We start from the raw sequence: 16,845 nt of genomic DNA, 5'->3' as shown, positions 1-16,845 counted from the left end.
GAGGGTCCCGTCCAGGGCCCCACCCCGGCGGACCATTCCTCCGCCCCAACGGAAGGATCCGGTCCATGCGAAACTCACCCAACCGCCTTGTCGCCACCATCTTCGGAGCCGTCTACCTGCTGGTGGGACTCCTGGGCTTTGCCGTCACGTCCGGGGTCGGTTTTGTCGACACGGAGGGCGCCAACCTCATCATCTTCGAGGTCAACCCGCTGCATAACGTCATCCACCTGGCCATCGGTGCCGCACTGCTCTTCGCCGGCCTCCGCGGTACCGATACCGCCCGCACCGTGAACGCCGTGGTGGGCGCCGTCTACCTGCTGGTGGGCATCGTGGGGCTTTTCCTGCTGGATTCGGCCCTGAACATCATTGCCCTGAACGGTGCCGACAACGTCCTGCACCTCGCCAGCGCCGTGCTGCTCCTGGGTGTGGGCTTGTCCCTGGACAAGTCCCCGGCCGCTGCCCGCGCGTAGCATGGCCGCCCCCGGCACGCTCCCCCTCCGGCCGTCGCCCCCGGCAGCGACCCTCCAGCCTGCGGGATCCGCGGCAAACCCCTCGGTCCGGCTGGTCACGGGGTTCGCCGCCTTCGGTGCGGGCATCGTCAACCTGGCCATTTCGTCGACCTTCTTCGCAGCCGGCTCCCCCGGCCCCGGATCTATCGTTGCGGGCGTCGTGGCGGGTCTGTGGGGCACGGCGCTGCTGGCCGGTGCCGTGGCATTCCTGGCAAAGGACCGGCTGGGCGGAAACCGGTGGGCGCGGTATGCGCTCGCCGGCGCAGCCGCCGCCCATCTGGCCTTGATTGTGTTCCCGGCGTCCACCACCTCCGGGCTTCGCCTCACGCAACTCTCCGCACTCCTGTTGACACTGATGATCATGGCTGCCCTGGGCTGGCTTCGGCGGCGCAGTCTCCAGCAGGACAGTGCACAGCAGGCCAGCGCAGAGCAGGCCAGTGCGCAGCAGCCCGCAGAGGCCGGCCCGCGGCCGGGGAGACTGCTGGTGGCGGCCTTTGCCGGCGCCGTCCTGGTGGCAGGAATCACGACGCCGGGCCTGGCCGCATCGACGGCCGGCCAGTACGCCGTGCCGCACGGCCAGCACGGAAACCTGGCGCCGGGCGGCCACCACCAGCGCTGACCGGCAGCAGGACCACGCCGGCCCGGATGCCGGCACAACGAAAAGAGCCTCCGTGCCGCAGCTGAACTGGTCACAGCAAGCGGCAGGAGGCTCTTCACGTTAATACAGATGGGGCGTGGCCCCGTTCAGTAGTCCGTGTTTTAGTGGTGCATGGTTTAGTGGTCCACGGCCTTCTCCGCACCGATGCCGGTCAGGGAGCGGACCTCCATCTCGGCCTGCTTGGCCGGATCTTCCCGCCGCTTGTCCAGGGTGGTTCCCAGCCAGCCCAGGAAGAAGGCCAGCGGGATGGACACGATGCCCGGGTTGCTGAGCGGGAAGAACGCGAAGTTGGCGCCCGGGATCATTGAGGTCTTCAGTCCCGAAACCACCGGGGAGAAGACGATGAGCAGGATCGCCGAGGCCAGTCCGCCGTACATGCTCCACACCGCGCCCTGGGTGGTGAACTTCCGCCAGAAGAGCGAGTAGATGATGGTGGGCAGGTTCGCCGAAGCGGCGACGGCGAAGGCCAGGGCCACCAGGAAGGCCACATTCTGGCCGTTGGCGAAGATGCCGCCCAGGATGGCCAGGATGCCGATGACCACCACGGTGCGCCGGGCAACCCGGACTTCCGTGGCGGCGTCGGCCTTGCCCTTGGCGATGACGTTGGCGTAGATGTCATGGGCGAACGATGCTGCCGCCGTGATGGTCAGCCCCGCCACCACCGCCAGGATGGTGGCAAACGCCACTGCGGAGATGAAGCCCAAAAGCAGCGGCCCGCCCAAATGGAAGGCCAGCAGCGGGGCGGCCGAGTTGACGCCGCCCGGCGCGGACTTGATGGTGTCTGCCCCCACCAGGGCCGCGGCGCCGTAGCCCAGCACCAGCGTGAACAGATAGAAGATGCCGATCAGCCAGATGGACCAGACCACGGACTTGCGTGCTTCCTTGGCCGTGGGAACGGTGTAGAAGCGCATCAGCACGTGCGGCAGGGCCGCGGTGCCGAGCACCAGTGCCAGGCCCAGGGACATGAAGTCCAGCTTGGAGGTGTCCGACTTGCCGTACTGCAGGCCCGGGTTGAGGACGGCCGGGTTATTGGCGGTCTCCACGGCTCCGCCCAGCAGTGCCGAAAGGTTGAAGCCATAGATGGCCAGCACCCACAGGGTCATGACGGCGGCACCGGCGATCAGCAGCATGGCCTTGATGATCTGGACCCACGTGGTGCCCTTCATGCCGCCGATCAGGACGTACATGATCATCAGGGCGCCGACGACGATGATCACCAGCGCCTGTCCGCCCCAGTCGCTGATGCCCAGCAGCAGGGAGATCAGGCTGCCGGCGCCGGCCATCTGGGCCAGCAGGTAGAAGAAGCAGACCGCGAGGGTGGAGATGGCGGCGGCGATCCGGACCGGGCGCTGCTTCAGGCGGAAGGACAGCACGTCCGCCATGGTGAACTTGCCGGTATTGCGCAACAGCTCGGCCACCAGCAGCAGCGCCACCAGCCAGGCCACCAGGAAGCCGATCGAGTACATGAACCCGTCGTAGCCGTTGATGGCAATGGCCCCGGTAATGCCGAGGAAGGAGGCGGCGGACAGGTAGTCGCCGGCGATGGCGGTTCCGTTCTGCGAGCCGGTGAAGGAGCGGCCGGCGGCGTAATAGTCCGCGGCGGTTTTATTGTTGCGGCTGGCGCGGAACACGATCACCATGGTCACGGCCACGAACAGGCCAAAGATGCCCATGTTGAGGAGGGTGGTGTCCTTGAGGGCGGCGACGTCCACCGCGGCTGGAATTGCGATCATTTGTTGGCTCCGCCCACTCGGTTTCCGTTCCTGTCGAATTCGTGCCCCTCGATTTCGTGCCTGATCTCCGTGGCGATGGGATCAAGCCGTTTGTTGGAGTAGTGCACGTACCAGCCGGTGATGGCGAAGGTTGAAACGAACTGGAGCAGGCCCAGGATCAGGCCGATGTTGATGTTGCCCCAGACCTTGGTGGACATGAATCCCACCGCGTAGTCGGCGAGCAGGACGTAGGCGAAGTACCACAGCAGGAAGGCCACTGCCATGGGGAAGACAAAGCTGCGGTGACGCTTGCGCAATTCCTGGAACTGCCCGGTCGACTGGACTTGTTCAAAGTCCACGGACGCCGCTGCGTCCGGAGTATGGGCATCATTACCCATCGTTCCTCCTCATTGAGTTGCCGGAACACACCGGGCGGCAGGACCTGGGCCGGCGCCGGACAGTGGGACTGGCCGGCAGCATTGCGCAGGGGCACCGCAGATGTGACACCAATCACTTTGCCGCCCGTGCACCGCCGTGTTCCACACTTACCCGCCCACCGTCGCTCAACGGCTGCGATGCTGCGGCAAGCGGCACCCGCCGCTACGCTGGGCACCATGCCGGACTCGCCCCTCCTCACCGCCGCGGCCGTCGCGGTGATCGCCATGGCCATTGCCGTCGTCGTCGGCGTTGGCCTGAAGGTGCTCCGTTCCTTCCGTGAGCTGGGTACCGATGCCGAACGCGCCACGTACCACACGCTCCACGCCGCATCCCAGGCCGGGCAGCACCTGCGCCGCGGACTGAACCCGGCAGGGGCAGCCAAGGCCAGCCGCCAACTGCGTTCCCTGCTGGCCTGCGATGCCCTGGCCATCACTGATACCTCCGGCGTCCTGGCCTGGGACGGCGGTGCGGAAGACATCAGGCCGCGGCTCATGGACCTTGCGGCCGATGTCCTGGCGTCCGGCCGGACAGCAGTGCTCGCCGCCGGCACGGAGGGAACCGGCAGCCACCTCGCCGCCGTCATCGCCCCCGTGCGGGCGGGCACGCGGGTGGTGGGCGCGGTGGCCGCCTTCGCCCCTTCCGCGGGGGCAGGCCTGGTCAGGGCCACGGGGGAAGTGGCCGACTGGGTTGCTGTCCAGGTGGAACTTGCCGAGCTGGACGCCTCCCGGACGCTGCTCATGGAGGCGGAGGTCCGGGCGCTGCGGGCCCAGATCAGCCCGCACTTCATCTACAACTCACTCAACGCCATCGCATCGTTCATCAATACCGATCCGGAGCGGGCCAGGGAGCTGGTAGTGGAATTCGCGGACTTCACCCGCTACTCGTTCCGGCGGCACGGTGACTTCACCACCCTCGCCGAAGAGCTCCGCTGCATCGACCGCTACCTGCTGCTGGAGCGTGCCCGGTTCGGCGACCGCGTGCAGGTGAGCCTGCGGGTGGCCCCGGAAGTGCTGGGCACCGTCATCCCCTTCCTCAGCCTGCAGCCGCTGGTGGAGAACGCCGTCCGGCACGGGCTTGAAGCCAAGGCGGGCCCCGGGCATATCAGCATCACTGCCGAGGACGCCGGGGCCTTCGCTGAGGTCACCATCGAGGACGACGGCGTGGGAATGGACCCGGAGCAGCTCAGGTCGGTACTTGCGGGCCACACTGACGGGGACCACGTGGGGCTGCGGAACGTGGATGCACGCCTCCGCCAGGTGTACGGCAACGATCACGGCCTGGTGGTGGAAACGGCGCCGGGCGAAGGCACGCTGATCACCATGCGGGTGCCGAAGTCCCAGCCCGGGCACGATGCGTGAGGATCGCCCCGCCGCTGGAAGTACCCTAGGAAGATGATTAACGTCCTCGTCGTTGATGATGAGCTGCCCGCCGTTGAGGAACTGGCTTTCCTGCTGGGCAGGGACGAGCGCATCGGGAAAGTCCTGCGTGCCACGTCCGGCGCCGAGGCCCTCACGGCCCTGTCCGCCGGCGGCATCGACGCGGTTTTCCTGGACATCCACATGCCCGCGGTGTCAGGACTGGAGATCGCTGCTGCCATTGCCCGCAGCAGCAATCCGCCGTCGGTTGTCTTTGTCACTGCCGACGAGGACCACGCCCTAGCGGCCTTTGAACTCGCTGCCGTGGACTACCTGCTCAAACCAGTGCGTACTGAGCGTCTTGCGCGTTCCGTTGGGCGGATCTGCGAGCTGCGCGACGGCGGCGCGGCGCCGGAGATGATCACGGTGGACCAGGGTGGGACCACCAGGATGATCCGCCGCGACGACGTGACCTACGTGCAGGCGCAGGGCGACTATGCGCGGCTGCACACGGCCGATGCGAGCTACCTTATCCGGGTGCCGCTGGCGGACCTCGAACAGCAGTGGGCGGATGCAGGTTTCATCCGCACGCACCGCTCCTATCTGGTGGCGCTGAAGCATGTCTCCTCCATGAAGCTGGCGGCCGACGGTCCGCGCGTGACGGTGGCCGGTGCCGGGCTGCCCATCAGCCGCCGTCACCTGCCCATCGTGCGGGAGAAGCTGGAGGCAACCCGGATCAGGCCGCACGCATGACCCGGGTCCGGGTGACTGCGCCGCCCGGGTCCGCCCGCCCCGCAGGGGGCGGTGCGCCCCGGCCGCTGGAGTCGCGGGAAGCCGCACAGGATTCCGAGGTGGGACAGGTGTTTGTCCGCTCGCTGATCAGGTCCCAGCTGCGGCTGGCCCTGGTGGTGGCGGGCGGTTTCCTGTTGATCCTGGCCGCATTCCCGCTGACCCTGGTGGTGGTTCCCGGCCTGGCGGATACCCGGATCGCCGGCATCCCGTTCGGCTGGCTGCTGCTGGGCGCGGGAATCTATCCGGTGATCGGGCTGAGCGCCTGGCTGTATGTCAGGACGGCGGCCCGCAATGAGGCGCGCTACCGGGACCTGGCCGGGGAGCAGTGAGGCACGGGTGAATGCCGGCGTCGCCATCACGGCGGTCACTGTGGTGTCCCTGGCCACGGCCATCATTGGGTTCTACGGCCTGCGGATTTCGCGCACCACCGGAGACTTCTACGTGGCGTCCCGGACGGTCCGGCCCTGGTGGAATGCATCGGCGATCGGCGGGGAGTACCTGTCGGCAGCCAGTTTCCTGGGGGTGGCCGGACTCATCCTGCTGTCCGGGACGGATGCTCTCTGGTTCCCGGTGGGGTACACCGCCGGCTACCTGATGCTGTTGCTCTTCGTCGCTGCCCCGCTCCGGCGCTCCGGCGCGTATACGATTCCAGACTTCACCGAGTCACGGCTCGGTTCACGGACAGTCCGGCGGGTCACCAGCCTGGTGGTGGTGATGGTGGGGTGGCTCTACATCGTGCCGCAGCTGCACGGGGCCGCGCTGACCATCCAGATCGCCACGGGATTGCCGTCCTGGGTGGGCTCGGTAGCCGTCGTGGTGGTGGTATGCCTCACGGTGGTGGCAGGCGGGATGCGGTCCATCACGTTTGTCCAGGCGTTCCAGTACTGGCTGAAGCTGACGGCCCTGGCGGTGCCCATCCTGTTCATTGTCTTTGTCCTGGCAGGAGAGGGTGCGGAGCCCCGGTCCCTGCCGGCGGTCAACCCCACCGGCGCGCCTCCTGCCGGGCTGTACCAGAACGTGTCCCTCCTGGTGGCGCTGCTGTTCGGCACCTTGGGACTGCCCCACGTGCTGGTGCGTTTCTACACCAACCCGGACGGCCATTCGGCCCGGCGGACCACCCTGATCGTCCTGGGCCTGCTCTCCGTGTTCTACCTGTTTCCCACGGCGTACGGGCTGGTGGCCCGGATGTATGCCCCCGACCTGGCCCGCTCGGGGCAGCCGGACGCCATGGTCCTGCGGCTGCCCGGGGAACTCGTGGGCGGGGTTCCCGGCGACCTGCTCTCCGCCCTGGTGGTGGCCGGGGCGTTTGCGGCGTTCCTGTCCACCACCTCCGGCCTGGTGGTCTCGTTGGCGGGCGTCATCAGCCAGGATGTCCTGGGTGGGAGCGTGCGCGGGTTCCGCCTGGCCGCCGTCGTCTCCGCTTTGGTCCCCCTGGGCTTCGCGCTGATGACCGGGTCCTTTGCCCTTGCCGGCAGCGTGGGCCTGGTCTTCGCGTTCACCGCATCCACCGTCTGCCCCGTCCTGCTGCTGGGGATCTGGTGGCGCGGCTTGACCGATGCAGGCGCCATCGCGGGCATGGTGACCGGGGGAATGCTGTGCGGCGGGGCCATGATTGCGGGGGCAGTATCGGGCTCGGGCCAGACGCCGGCGTGGCTCGCGCAGCCTGCCGCGTGGAGCGTGCCGGCCGCGTTCGCCGTGATGGTCATCGTGTCCCGGGCCACGCCGCACCGGATCCCGGGCACCATGGCCCGCACCATGACCCGGCTGCATACCCCGGAACGGCCGCTGGCAACCGAACGGTCATCGGGAGGACAATAGCGCCATGTCCACTGAGGACGGCGGTATGTCCCACGAACACGGCGGGGTCCCTGCCTCCGTACGGGCCCAACTGCTCGCCACGGAACACTGGGGCCTGCTTGCATCACGCAGTACTGCCCAAGGCGAGGTGCTGACCCGCATCAGCATGTTCCTGACTTTTACCTCCGCCAGCATTGTCAGCGTGGCACTGGTGGGCCAGGCCACGGGCTTTTCGGATACTTTCGTCCTGCTGGCAGTGGTTGTCCTAGTCATCGACATGGCAATCGGCCTGCTGACCCAGATCCGGGTGATGAACGTGGCCCACGAGGACCTGATGTACGTCACGGCCATGAACCGGTTGCGCGCAGCGTATGTGGACCTGGACCCGGGGGTGGCGCCGTACCTGATGTCCGCGCACCACGACGACGAGGCCGGTTCGGTGCAGACCTACTATTTCTTCGGCAACCGCGGTTCATTCAGCCATGTGGCGGGCAGCAGCATGATTTTCATGACGACGGCGAACGCGGCCCTGATTGCCATTGTTGCGGGTCTGCTGGCAACGCTGGCCGGGGCAGGGACAGCTGGCGGGTTCCTTGCGGGTGCCCTGTGCGGCGTGGCCTTCCTGTCGGTGTCCGCGGTACACGGATACCGGAGCTACCGGAACGTGTGGCTCGGCTTCAAACCGCTCTCCCCCACCCCGCCGGCCGGGGACTGACAGCCTCCGGCGGCGCCGCCCCTCAGTCGATTGCTGCCATCAGCTCGACGACGCGGTCCAGGAAGGCGTCCACCTGGGACTCCTCGTAGCCCTCGCGGCCCACCGCCGGACGGAACACGGCACGCCGCACGCTGTCTACGCTCAGGGGCTTGTCCTGCTCGAGGTAGGCCACGAGCTCGCGGCACAGCCGGTCGACATCGTCGGTGTTGTAGCTGCGGACCTTCTTCTTGGTGGGCCGGCGGAACCGTTCGCCATCGGGCCGGTGCAGGCGCCCGCGCAGGATGCCGGACAGGCTTCCAATCTCGCGCAGCCAGGCCTCCTCGCCCTGGGCCGCGATGAGCTCATCGCGCTCCCGGCGGGCAAACGCGTCCTCGAGCCGGTCCAGGGCAGCATCCACCACCGTGGCGGAATAGCCGCCCTTGACGGGATCGAAGGAAACTGCCCTCACGTCAGAGCTGTTGACGGGGTCAGTGGCGGATTCGGGGGTTTCAAGGGAGATCCGTGCCCGCTGCAGGAACTGGTCCACCTGCCTGGCGTTGTAGCCGTACTCGCTGCGCTGCACGCGCTCAAAGGACGCAGGGATCTGCCGATGAATGTCCAATGCCACTTCGATTCCTTCAATGTTCTTCGGCGGTAGTGCTTTCCGCACCAGTTTAGGGTGCCGCACTGGGTGCAGCAGCAGGGGCGGGGTGCCCGGCGGGCCGGGTCGGAGGGGTCAGGCGCCGGCAACCAGGCCATAAAGGATGAACGCCACAGGCGAGGCGAAGACGATGGAGTCCAGCCGGTCCATCACTCCCCCATGCCCGGGCAGGATGCTGCTCATGTCCTTGACGCCCAGTTCGCGCTTGACCATGGACTCGGCGAGGTCGCCGGCGGTGGACGCTGCGACTGTCCCCACAGCCAGCACGGCGCCAACCCACCACGGTTTGTCCAGCACGAACAGGGCTGCCAGGACACCGATCAGCATGGCACCGGCCACCGACCCCGCGAAGCCCTCCCAGGACTTTTTGGGGCTGATCTTCGGTGCCATGGGGTGCTTGCCCAGCGACGCGCCCACCAGGTAGCCGAAGGTGTCGTTGGAGACCACCAGCAGGAGCATCACGGCGATTTCCCACGCCCCGATGGGCGCCATGCCGTCGGGCCACAGGCCCAGGGGCGTGGTACCCGCGGCGTGCAGCGGAAGCGCGGCGAAGCTGATGAAGAAAGGAACCCAGCCCAGGGTGAAGACGCCGGCGAAGATGCTGTTGGCCGAGCCTGCTGCGCTTTCGATGGAGCGCCACAGCAGGACGGCCACGGCGCTGAGCAGCAGCGCGAACAGCTGGCTTTCGATGCCGCCAAAATAGGCTGCAAAAGGCATGGCCAGGGTGCCCGTCATGACCGGCACGATGGGCATCCTGGTGCCGTTGGCTTCCAGCGCCCGGTAGATCTCCCACACGCCAAAGACCGCAAAGGCAGTAACAATGGCTACGAACGCGAGCGGGAGGAACAGCAGCCCACCCAGGACGGCGATGAGCATGGCCAGGCCCACCACGACGGCGGCGGGCAGGTTCCGCCCTGCCTTTGGCGTCGGATTGCTCCTGGGCTGCTTCCCCCGTGTGCGCGCCCGTGGTGCGGGGGCCTGATCTGCCTGGCCCATCAGACTTCGAGCAGCTCTGCTTCCTTGCGCTTGAGCAGCTCGTCGATGCCATCCACGTGGGCCTTGGTCAGGCTGTCCAGCTCCTTCTCGGCCCGGCTGCCTTCGTCTTCGCCTGCTTCGCCGTCCTTGACCAGGCGGTCAAGGGTTTCCTTGGCCTTGCGGCGGATGTTGCGGATGGAGATCTTGGCGTCTTCGCCCTTGGTCTTGACGATCTTCACGTATTCCTTGCGGCGTTCCTTGGTCAGTTCAGGAATGGTGATCCTGATGACGTTGCCGTCGTTGGACGGGTTGGCGCCGACCTCGGAATCGCTGAGGGCGCGTTCGATGTCCCGCATGGCGGTCTTGTCGAACGGGGTGATCAGTATGGTCCGGGCGTCCGGGATGGCGAAGGAGGCAAGCTGCTGCAGCGGCGTGGGCGAGCCGTAGTAGTCCACCAGGACCTTGTTGTAGAGGCCCGGGTTGGCGCGGCCGGTGCGGACGGCGGCGAAGTCTTCCTTGGCTACCTCTACCGCCTTGTCCATCTTTTCTTCGGCTTCGAGCAAGGTTTCTTCGATCACGGTCTCTCCTGACGGTTCTGGTGCAGTCCGGGGCGCCCGATCCCTGCACTCACGTGGTTCTTTGTTGCTGTTTCCGTCCCCGCCCGGAAGGGGCGGGGACGGAATTGTCCTGAAATCATCCTAGCCGCAGCTAGGCGGTGACCAGTGTGCCCAGCTTTTCGCCAAGGATGGCGCGCGTGACGTTGCCTTCACCTTCCATGCCGAAAACAACCATGGAGAGGTCGTTGTCCTTGCACATGGTCATGGCCGTCTGGTCCATGACGCGGATGTCCCGGCGCAGGGCGTCGTCGTAGCTGAGGGTCTCCAGCCGTTCCGCGGTGGGGTCCTTCTTGGGGTCCGCGGTGTACACGGCGTCCACCCCGCTCTTGGCCATGAGCACCACGTCCGCGTGGACTTCCAGGGCGCGCTGGGCGGCCACCGTGTCGGTGGAGAAGTAGGGCAGGCCCGCTCCGGCACCGAAAATGACCACGCGGCCCTTTTCCATGTGGCGGATGGCGCGGCGCGGAATGTAGGCCTCAGCCACCTGGCCCATGGTGATGGCACTCTGAACACGGGTTTCAACGCCCGCCTGCTCCAGGAAATCCTGCAGCGCGAGGCAGTTCATGACCGTACCCAGCATGCCCATGTAGTCGGCGCGGGAGCGGTCCATGCCGCTCTGGGACAGCTCGGCGCCGCGGAAGAAGTTTCCGCCGCCCACCACGATGGCCACCTCCACTTCGGGGACGGCTGCCGCGATCTGCTTGGCGACGTCGCGGACGGTCTCGGGATCGACACCGAGCTTCCCGCCGCCGAAAACCTCGCCGGAGAGCTTCAGGAGGACGCGCCGCCGGTTCTTCTCCGAATGCTTGACAGTGTTGTCGGCTTCCATGATGCCTTCCCGTTGGTGACGTTCGAAAAAAGGGTATCCTGCCGGATCCCGTGCCCGGAAACGGCTGCTGTCCGGCTGGACCGGGTTGCAGGGCGTTTGGGCGCATGCAAAAGGGGCGGCCACCGAAGTGGCCACCCCCTTGCAGTTCAGGCTAGGAGCCTACGCGGAAACGCGTGAAGGCAGTTCCCTTGACACCGGCCTCTTCGAGGACCTGTGCAACGGACTTCTTGGCGTCCTTGGCGAATGCCTGGTCAACCAGGACCTCGCCCTTGTAGAAGCCCGTCACGCGGCCTTCAACGATCTTGGTGAGGGCAGCTTCGGGCTTGCCTTCAGCCTTGGCGGTTTCCTCGGCGATGCGGCGCTCGGACTCGACGAGCTCGGCGGGAACGTCCTCACGGGTGAGGTAGTTCGGAGCCATGGCAGCGATGTGCACGGCAACGTCGTGGGCAGCAGCGGTGGCGGCTTCGCCTTCACCGTCGACAGCGAACAGGACGCCGACCTGGGCCGGGAGGTCCTTGGAGGTCTTGTGCAGGTAGGCGTCAACCGTTGCACCCTCGATGCGGGAGATGCGGCGGACAACGACCTTCTCGCCCAGGATGGCGCCTTCTTCGACTACGACCTCGGAGAGCGGCTTGCCGTCAACGTCGGTGGCCAGGAGGGTCTCGAGGTCGGCAGCGCCGGACTCGACGGCCACGGCCAGGACCTTGTCAGCCAGCTGGATGAACTTGTCAGCCTTGGCGACGAAGTCGGTTTCGCAGTTGACCTCGATCATGACGCCAACGCCGTTGCTGACTTTGGCGGCCACGAGGCCTTCAGCGGTGGAGCGGCCTTCGCGCTTGGTAGCGCCCTTCAGGCCCTTGATGCGGATGATCTCGATGGCCTTCTCGGCGTCACCGTTGGCTTCGTCAAGAGCCTTCTTGACGTCCATCATGCCGGCGCCGGTGCGCTCGCGCAGGGCCTTGATGTCCGCGGCAGTGTAGTTCGCCATGTGAACCCCTCTGTCTAGAAATGTGTGGTGGTGTACGGACCGACAGGACGGCAGCCCACGCGGTGGGCTGCCATCCTGTCAGCGGCTCCGGCTGCGGACAGCACGGAGAATTCGCAAATGTGCGTGTGTTACTTGGCGTCCTCGGCGGGAGCTTCGGCAGCAGCCGGAGCTTCCTCGGCGGCCGGAGCTTCGGCGTTCTCGGCCGGAGCTGCAGCAGCTTCTGCCTTGCTGCCTTCGAGGAGCTCGCGCTCCCACTCGGCCAGGGGCTCTTCCGGAGCTTCGGTGGCGCCCGTGCCGCGGTTGTTGCGGGCGATCAGGCCCTCTGCAACGGCGTCGGCAACAACGCGGGTCAGGAGGTTCACGGAGCGGATGGCGTCGTCGTTGCCCGGGATCGGGAAGTCGACTTCGTCGGGATCGCAGTTGGTGTCCAGGATGGCTACAACGGGGATGTTGAGCTTCTTGGCCTCGTCAACGGCGAGGTGTTCCTTCTTGGTGTCAACAACCCACAGCAGGGACGGAGCCTTGGTCAGGTTACGGATACCGCCAAGGTTGGACTGCAGCTTGGTGAGCTCGCGCTTGAGGAGCAGCAGTTCCTTCTTGGTGTAAGCGGAACCGGCGACGTCGTCGAAGTCGATCTCTTCGAGTTCCTTCATGCGCTGGATGCGCTTGGCAACCGTCTGGAAGTTGGTCAGCATACCGCCGAGCCAGCGCTGGTTGACGTAGGGCTGGCCTACGCGGGTTGCCTGCTCGGCAATTGCTTCCTGGGCCTGCTTCTTGGTGCCGACGAAAAGCACGGTGCCGCCGTGGGCAACAGTGGCCTTGACGAACTCGTAGGCGCGGTCGATGTAGGACAGCGACTGCTGCAGGTCGATGATGTAGATGCCGTTGCGCTCGGTGAAGATGAAGCGCTTCATCTTCGGGTTCCAACGGCGGGTCTGGTGTCCAAAGTGGACGCCGCTGTCAAGCAGCTGGCGCATGGTTACGACGGGCATTCCGGCGCTCCTTATTTTCCGGCAGGTCATTCATGAGAAAACCCTGGGTTTTCTTACCCTGCCAATAGTTGACGGTTGATCAGCGTGGCCCGGACGGGCCGTGCTCCTGGCATCCCCCTGGCTTCCCATCAGGACGAAAGCCTGACCGCAGGAAGCCCGGTCCTCCATGGACGACGCCGGGGCGTCGGCAGCCGAAGGGTTGGATGCGCGTAGTCAGCTGCTGCTCCCCCACACTCCTGAATGAGATGTGCCGACGCGGTCCGGACAAGGATATGCACCGCAGGGGTGGACCACTGGGACGAAACGCGTAGAGGGCGCAGCAAACTGCTCCGTCAAGTGTACTACAGGCGCCCCAGCCTGCCGGACACCGCCCTCCTGCCCGGCCGTTGTCCACATAGCCTGATGAGTCCCTGCCACCGCGCGGCACGCCGGAGCAGGCTGGTGCCATGAAGTCATCAGTCCTGCTGGCCGCTTTCCTGCTGCTCCCGGCCTCCATCGCCTCCGCCGGCCAAGGCATCCCGCTGGCGTCAATCACCACCGGCACCCCGGTCAAGGCACCCGTACCTGGGCAGGCAGATCTGCCGGCGTCGGCGGGCCGGCCGGGTGCCCGGACCACCTGGCAGTGGCCGCTGGCGCCCCGCCCACCGGTGCTGCGCAGTTTCGATCCGCCGCCAAAACCGTGGCTCAGCGGACACCGGGGCGTGGATCTCGGCGCTGCCGGGGCGGGGGCCGGGGTCCACTCACCGGAGGCAGGAACGGTGACCTTCGTGGGCATGGTGGTGGACCGTCCCGTCATCACCATCGACCATGGCGGCGGGCTGCGCAGCAGTTTCGAACCAGTGGAAAGCACGCTTTCGGTCGGCGCTGCCGTGGCCAGGGGTGAGGAAATTGGGACTGTCCTGGCGGGGCATTGCCCGGCGGCGGCCTGCCTGCACTGGGGCGTGCGGGAAGGCGAGGAGTACGTCAATCCCCTGCAGTTTGTCCTGGACCTCCGCCCGTCCATCCTTTTGCCCCTGGGCGACAGCCGATAATCGGAACCAGCCCCGGCGGGAGCCTGCTAGACGATGGCGGAGATCCCGGTAATGGCGCGGCCCGTCACCAGGGTGTTGATCTCGGCCGTGCCTTCGTAGGAGTAGATGGCCTCGGCATCGGCGAAGATCTTGGCCATTCCGTAGTCGGTCACGATGCCGTTGCCACCCAGGATGCTGCGGCCCAGGGCCACGCTCTCCCGCATGCGGTCGGTGGTGAAAGCCTTTGCAAGCGCCGACTGCTCATCCTTGGATTCCCCGGCGTCCTCCAGCTGGGAGAGCCTGACCATCATGCCCATGGAGCTGACAGTATTGCCCAGGATCCTGACCAGCTGGTCCTGGATGAGCTGGAAGGAGGCCAGGGGCCGGCCAAACTGCCGGCGCTCCACTGCATAGCTGCGGGCAACATCGAAGGCGGCCATCTGGAGGCCCACAGCCTGCCAGGCAACGGACAGGCGGGTGACCTTGAGTACCTTATTGACGTCGCGGAAGCTGTTGGCGTTGGCGAGCTTGAAGTGATCGGGAACCACCACGTCCTGCAGGATGATGTCGGCATTCTGGACGGTCCGCAGGGAGATCTTGTTCTCGATCTTCGTTGCGCTGTAGCCGGCCAGCGAGGTGTCCACCAGGAAGCCTTTTACTTGGTTGTCCGCCACGTCGCGCGCGTACACCACCACCCAGTCGGAGAAGGTGGCGTTGCCGATCCACCGCTTCGCGCCGTTGAGGATCCAGGTGTCTCCATCCCTGCGCGCAGTGGTGCGCGTCCCGCCGGCCACATCGCTGCCGCCCAGCGGCTCGGTCAGGCCGAAGGCGCCAATCTTCTTCAGTGCGTAGATGTCGGGAAGCCACTCGTCCTTCTGCTCCTGGGATGCCAGCAACTCGATGGATCCGGTGAACAGGCCGTCGTGCACGCCCAGGAAGGTGGCGATCGAGGCGTCGGCCCGGGTGGCCTCGGCGTGCAGCATGCCGGCGAAGAGGTTGGAGAACCCCTGCCGGCGGACGGGACTGACCAGGTCCAGGCCGGCGAGCTTGGGCACCAGCTCCATGGGGAACTCGCCGCGGTTCCAGCAGTCCACGGCGATGGGCTTGACCTCGCGCGCCAGGAAATCGCGAACCTCTGCGAGCCGGTCCTGTTCCTTGCCGGAAAGGAGCTGCTCAAAGGCGAAGAAGTCGCCGTCGGCGTAGGGAAGTTCGGGGAAATCGGCTGCGGAGGTGGCCATGGTTACCTTCTTCGATGATCAGCGCTGACCATGCCGCGGAACGGAGCACGGTATGTTACTGATCAGTAACATACCGCAGGGCAGGGGGTTAACCAAGAGAAACCGCGGCCAACGAAGAATCGTCGGCCGCGGTTGCGGGTAGGGCTACTCGGACTTGAACCGAGGACCTTAGGATTATGAGTCCCGCGCTCTAACCAGCTGAGCTATAGCCCCCCAAGCCCCGGGAGCTGGTGTCTTGATCACCGCGCTCCGGCAGGGCAGAAACACTCTAGCAAACCCGGGAAAGGGTTCAGACCACTTTGTCCTCGTAGGATGCGCCGCGGTACAGGTCCTCAAAGGTCTGCAGCGTCCCCTGGATGCTGTGGGGCTCAACCATCTGCCGGCTGGCCCGGCCCATGGCGCGCTGTTCCTCCTTGGGCAGCTCGAGGACCTGGGTGATCTTCTTGGCAAGGTCATCGCTGTCGTTGGGAGTAAAGAGGTACCCGTTCTCGCCGTCGCGGACCAGGTGGGGCAGGGCCATGGCGTCGGCCAGGATCACAGGGGTGGAGGCGGACATCGCTTCCAGCGTCACCAGGGACTGCAGCTCGGCGGTGCCGGGCATGCAGAACAGGTCGGCCCGGATGTAGGCCGTGCGCAGTTCGGCGTCGCTGGCAAGGCCCAGGAACTTCACCCGGCTGGTGAGTCCAAGCCGCCGCACCAGGTCCTCCAGGGCCGGCCGCACCTCGCCGCCGCCCACGATCTCCAGGTGCACGTTCAGTTCGCGCGGCGTCTTGCCGATGGCCTCGATGAGCACGTCCACGTGTTTTTCCTCGGCGAGGCGCCCCGCGAACAGGACGGTGGGGTGGGAGTGCGGCTCAATGTGCTCGCCGGGCTGCAGTTCATACGCGGTGGCGTCGATGCCGTTGGAGAGCGGCAGGACTTTGCGCAGGAAGGCGTGGTCGTGCATGGCCCGGGCGGCAAGCGGCGTGGGTGTTGTCACGACGTCGGCCTGGCCCATCACCTTGCCCATGTCCTTCCAGGAGACCCGCCCGACGATGTCCTTGAACCATTGCGGGAAGGGCAGGAAGGGGTTGAGGTTCTCGGGCATGAAGTGGTTGGTGGCGATGATCCTGACGCCGCGTTTCACTGCCTCATAGAGGACATGCTCGCCAATCATGTAGTGGCTCTGGATGTGGACGACGTCGGGCTTGACGCGGTCGAAGAGGAGGCTGATTTCCTTCTTGATCTCCCAGGGGAAGCAGAGGCGGAAGCTCTCGTGGGTGAACGCCTTGTGCGAGCGGAGCCGGTGCACGGTTGCTTCGTCGCGGAACTCCGTGAAGCTCTTTCCCTTGCTGTCGCGGGACGCCAGGACATGGACGTTGTGCCCGCGGGCCGTCATGCCCTTGGCCAGCCGGTAACCGAACTGGGCCGCGCCGTTGACGTCCGGCGGGTAGGTGTCTGCGGCGATGAGGATGGTCAGGGGGCGCTGGTCGGCGGGCGTGGTCATGGGAGTACTCCTGATGGTCACGGTGCGGACAGCGTGGAACTGACAGCACGGTTGGCCACTGGCGCGGGGCGCCGGGCTTCACGGGATTGCTGGT

The 16,845-nt window shown here is 66.3% G+C and carries 18 protein-coding genes and 1 tRNA gene; 8 read left to right on the top strand and 11 right to left on the bottom strand.

Annotated features, from left to right (window positions below):
• Positions 1–65 precede the first annotated feature (65 nt).
• Together HNO81_RS11135 and HNO81_RS11130 are read left to right on the top strand one after the other, a co-directional pair.
• Positions 66–470 carry a DUF4383 domain-containing protein gene (locus HNO81_RS11135; RefSeq protein ID WP_175318194.1) on the top strand — a complete coding sequence of 135 codons (405 nt, stop codon included), beginning with the start codon at positions 66–68 and terminating at the stop codon, positions 468–470.
• A gap of 1 nt (position 471) precedes the next feature.
• Positions 472–1,128 carry a hypothetical protein gene (locus HNO81_RS11130; RefSeq protein ID WP_254703421.1) on the top strand — a complete coding sequence of 219 codons (657 nt, stop codon included), beginning with the start codon at positions 472–474 and terminating at the stop codon, positions 1,126–1,128.
• Positions 1,129–1,283: 155 nt separating this feature from the next.
• Here HNO81_RS11130 and HNO81_RS11125 read toward each other — a convergent pair whose 3' ends face one another.
• Both HNO81_RS11125 and HNO81_RS11120 read right to left on the bottom strand, forming a co-directional pair.
• Positions 1,284–2,900 (bottom strand): cation acetate symporter, encoded by a 1,617-nt coding sequence (locus tag HNO81_RS11125; protein ID WP_175318193.1) that lies wholly within the window; start codon positions 2,898–2,900, stop codon positions 1,284–1,286.
• Positions 2,897–3,277: a DUF485 domain-containing protein gene (locus tag HNO81_RS11120; RefSeq protein WP_175318192.1), complete on the bottom strand. Its 381-nt coding sequence runs from the start codon at positions 3,275–3,277 to the stop codon at positions 2,897–2,899. Before HNO81_RS11120 ends, HNO81_RS11125 begins: the two co-directional genes overlap by 4 nt.
• Before the next feature lie 216 nt (positions 3,278–3,493).
• Between HNO81_RS11120 and HNO81_RS11115 the strand changes: the two genes are divergently transcribed.
• Genes HNO81_RS11115 through HNO81_RS11095 form a run of 5 tightly spaced genes read left to right on the top strand, consistent with a single transcriptional unit; the run spans position 3,494 to position 7,976 of the window.
• Positions 3,494–4,675, top strand: coding sequence for a sensor histidine kinase (locus HNO81_RS11115; protein ID WP_175318191.1), 1,182 nt, complete (start codon positions 3,494–3,496; stop codon positions 4,673–4,675).
• Positions 4,676–4,708: 33 nt separating this feature from the next.
• Positions 4,709–5,425 carry a LytTR family DNA-binding domain-containing protein gene (locus HNO81_RS11110; RefSeq protein ID WP_175318190.1) on the top strand — a complete coding sequence of 239 codons (717 nt, stop codon included), beginning with the start codon at positions 4,709–4,711 and terminating at the stop codon, positions 5,423–5,425.
• The gene (locus HNO81_RS11105) at positions 5,422–5,793 is read left to right on the top strand and encodes a hypothetical protein (RefSeq protein ID WP_175318189.1); all 372 of its coding nucleotides are present in this window, start codon (positions 5,422–5,424) and stop codon (positions 5,791–5,793) included. The genes HNO81_RS11110 and HNO81_RS11105 overlap by 4 nt, the downstream gene beginning before the upstream one ends.
• Before the next feature lie 7 nt (positions 5,794–5,800).
• A complete protein-coding gene (locus tag HNO81_RS11100) occupies positions 5,801–7,282 on the top strand; it encodes a cation acetate symporter (RefSeq protein ID WP_175318188.1) in 1,482 nt (493 codons plus the stop codon).
• A gap of 4 nt (positions 7,283–7,286) precedes the next feature.
• Positions 7,287–7,976, top strand: coding sequence for a hypothetical protein (locus tag HNO81_RS11095; protein WP_175318187.1), 690 nt, complete (start codon positions 7,287–7,289; stop codon positions 7,974–7,976).
• A gap of 22 nt (positions 7,977–7,998) precedes the next feature.
• Here the strand turns inward: HNO81_RS11095 and HNO81_RS11090 are convergent, their stop codons facing one another.
• The 6 genes from HNO81_RS11090 to rpsB all read right to left on the bottom strand — a co-directional run bounded on the left by HNO81_RS11090 (position 7,999) and on the right by rpsB (position 13,017).
• Positions 7,999–8,583 carry a DivIVA domain-containing protein gene (locus tag HNO81_RS11090; RefSeq protein WP_175318233.1) on the bottom strand — a complete coding sequence of 195 codons (585 nt, stop codon included), beginning with the start codon at positions 8,581–8,583 and terminating at the stop codon, positions 7,999–8,001.
• Between the two features lie 108 nt (positions 8,584–8,691).
• Complete coding sequence (locus HNO81_RS11085; protein WP_175318186.1) at positions 8,692–9,612, bottom strand: phosphatidate cytidylyltransferase; 921 nt, start codon at positions 9,610–9,612, stop codon at positions 8,692–8,694.
• Positions 9,612–10,169, bottom strand: a complete 558-nt coding sequence (gene frr, locus HNO81_RS11080; RefSeq protein WP_175318185.1) for a ribosome recycling factor — start codon at positions 10,167–10,169, stop codon at positions 9,612–9,614. Before frr ends, HNO81_RS11085 begins: the two co-directional genes overlap by 1 nt.
• 130 nt (positions 10,170–10,299) lie before the next feature.
• Entirely contained in the window at positions 10,300–11,037 is a 738-nt protein-coding gene (gene pyrH, locus HNO81_RS11075) for a UMP kinase (RefSeq protein ID WP_175318184.1), read from the bottom strand.
• 151 nt (positions 11,038–11,188) lie between these two features.
• Positions 11,189–12,025: a translation elongation factor Ts gene (gene tsf / locus HNO81_RS11070; protein WP_175318183.1), complete on the bottom strand. Its 837-nt coding sequence runs from the start codon at positions 12,023–12,025 to the stop codon at positions 11,189–11,191.
• A 128-nt stretch (positions 12,026–12,153) separates the two neighbouring features.
• Complete coding sequence (rpsB, locus tag HNO81_RS11065; RefSeq protein ID WP_175318182.1) at positions 12,154–13,017, bottom strand: 30S ribosomal protein S2; 864 nt, start codon at positions 13,015–13,017, stop codon at positions 12,154–12,156.
• 446 nt (positions 13,018–13,463) lie between these two features.
• Between rpsB and HNO81_RS11060 the strand changes: the two genes are divergently transcribed.
• Positions 13,464–14,048, top strand: coding sequence for a M23 family metallopeptidase (locus HNO81_RS11060; RefSeq protein WP_175318181.1), 585 nt, complete (start codon positions 13,464–13,466; stop codon positions 14,046–14,048).
• A gap of 26 nt (positions 14,049–14,074) precedes the next feature.
• On the opposite strand, the gene HNO81_RS11055 is transcribed toward HNO81_RS11060, so the two are convergent.
• The 3 genes from HNO81_RS11055 to HNO81_RS11045 form a co-directional block, all read right to left on the bottom strand.
• Positions 14,075–15,265: an acyl-CoA dehydrogenase family protein gene (locus HNO81_RS11055; RefSeq protein WP_175318180.1), complete on the bottom strand. Its 1,191-nt coding sequence runs from the start codon at positions 15,263–15,265 to the stop codon at positions 14,075–14,077.
• Between the two features lie 139 nt (positions 15,266–15,404).
• Positions 15,405–15,478: transfer RNA gene (locus HNO81_RS11050), tRNA-Ile, on the bottom strand.
• Positions 15,479–15,554: 76 nt separating this feature from the next.
• The gene (locus HNO81_RS11045) at positions 15,555–16,751 is read right to left on the bottom strand and encodes a glycosyltransferase (RefSeq protein ID WP_175318179.1); all 1,197 of its coding nucleotides are present in this window, start codon (positions 16,749–16,751) and stop codon (positions 15,555–15,557) included.
• Positions 16,752–16,845 lie beyond the last annotated feature (94 nt).

It is taken from the genome of Pseudarthrobacter sp. C4D7, assembly GCF_013359725.1.
GTDB lineage: Bacteria > Actinomycetota > Actinomycetes > Actinomycetales > Micrococcaceae > Arthrobacter.
Note: the sequence above shows the minus strand (reverse complement) of the source record. Positions and strands in the feature narration are given on the sequence as shown.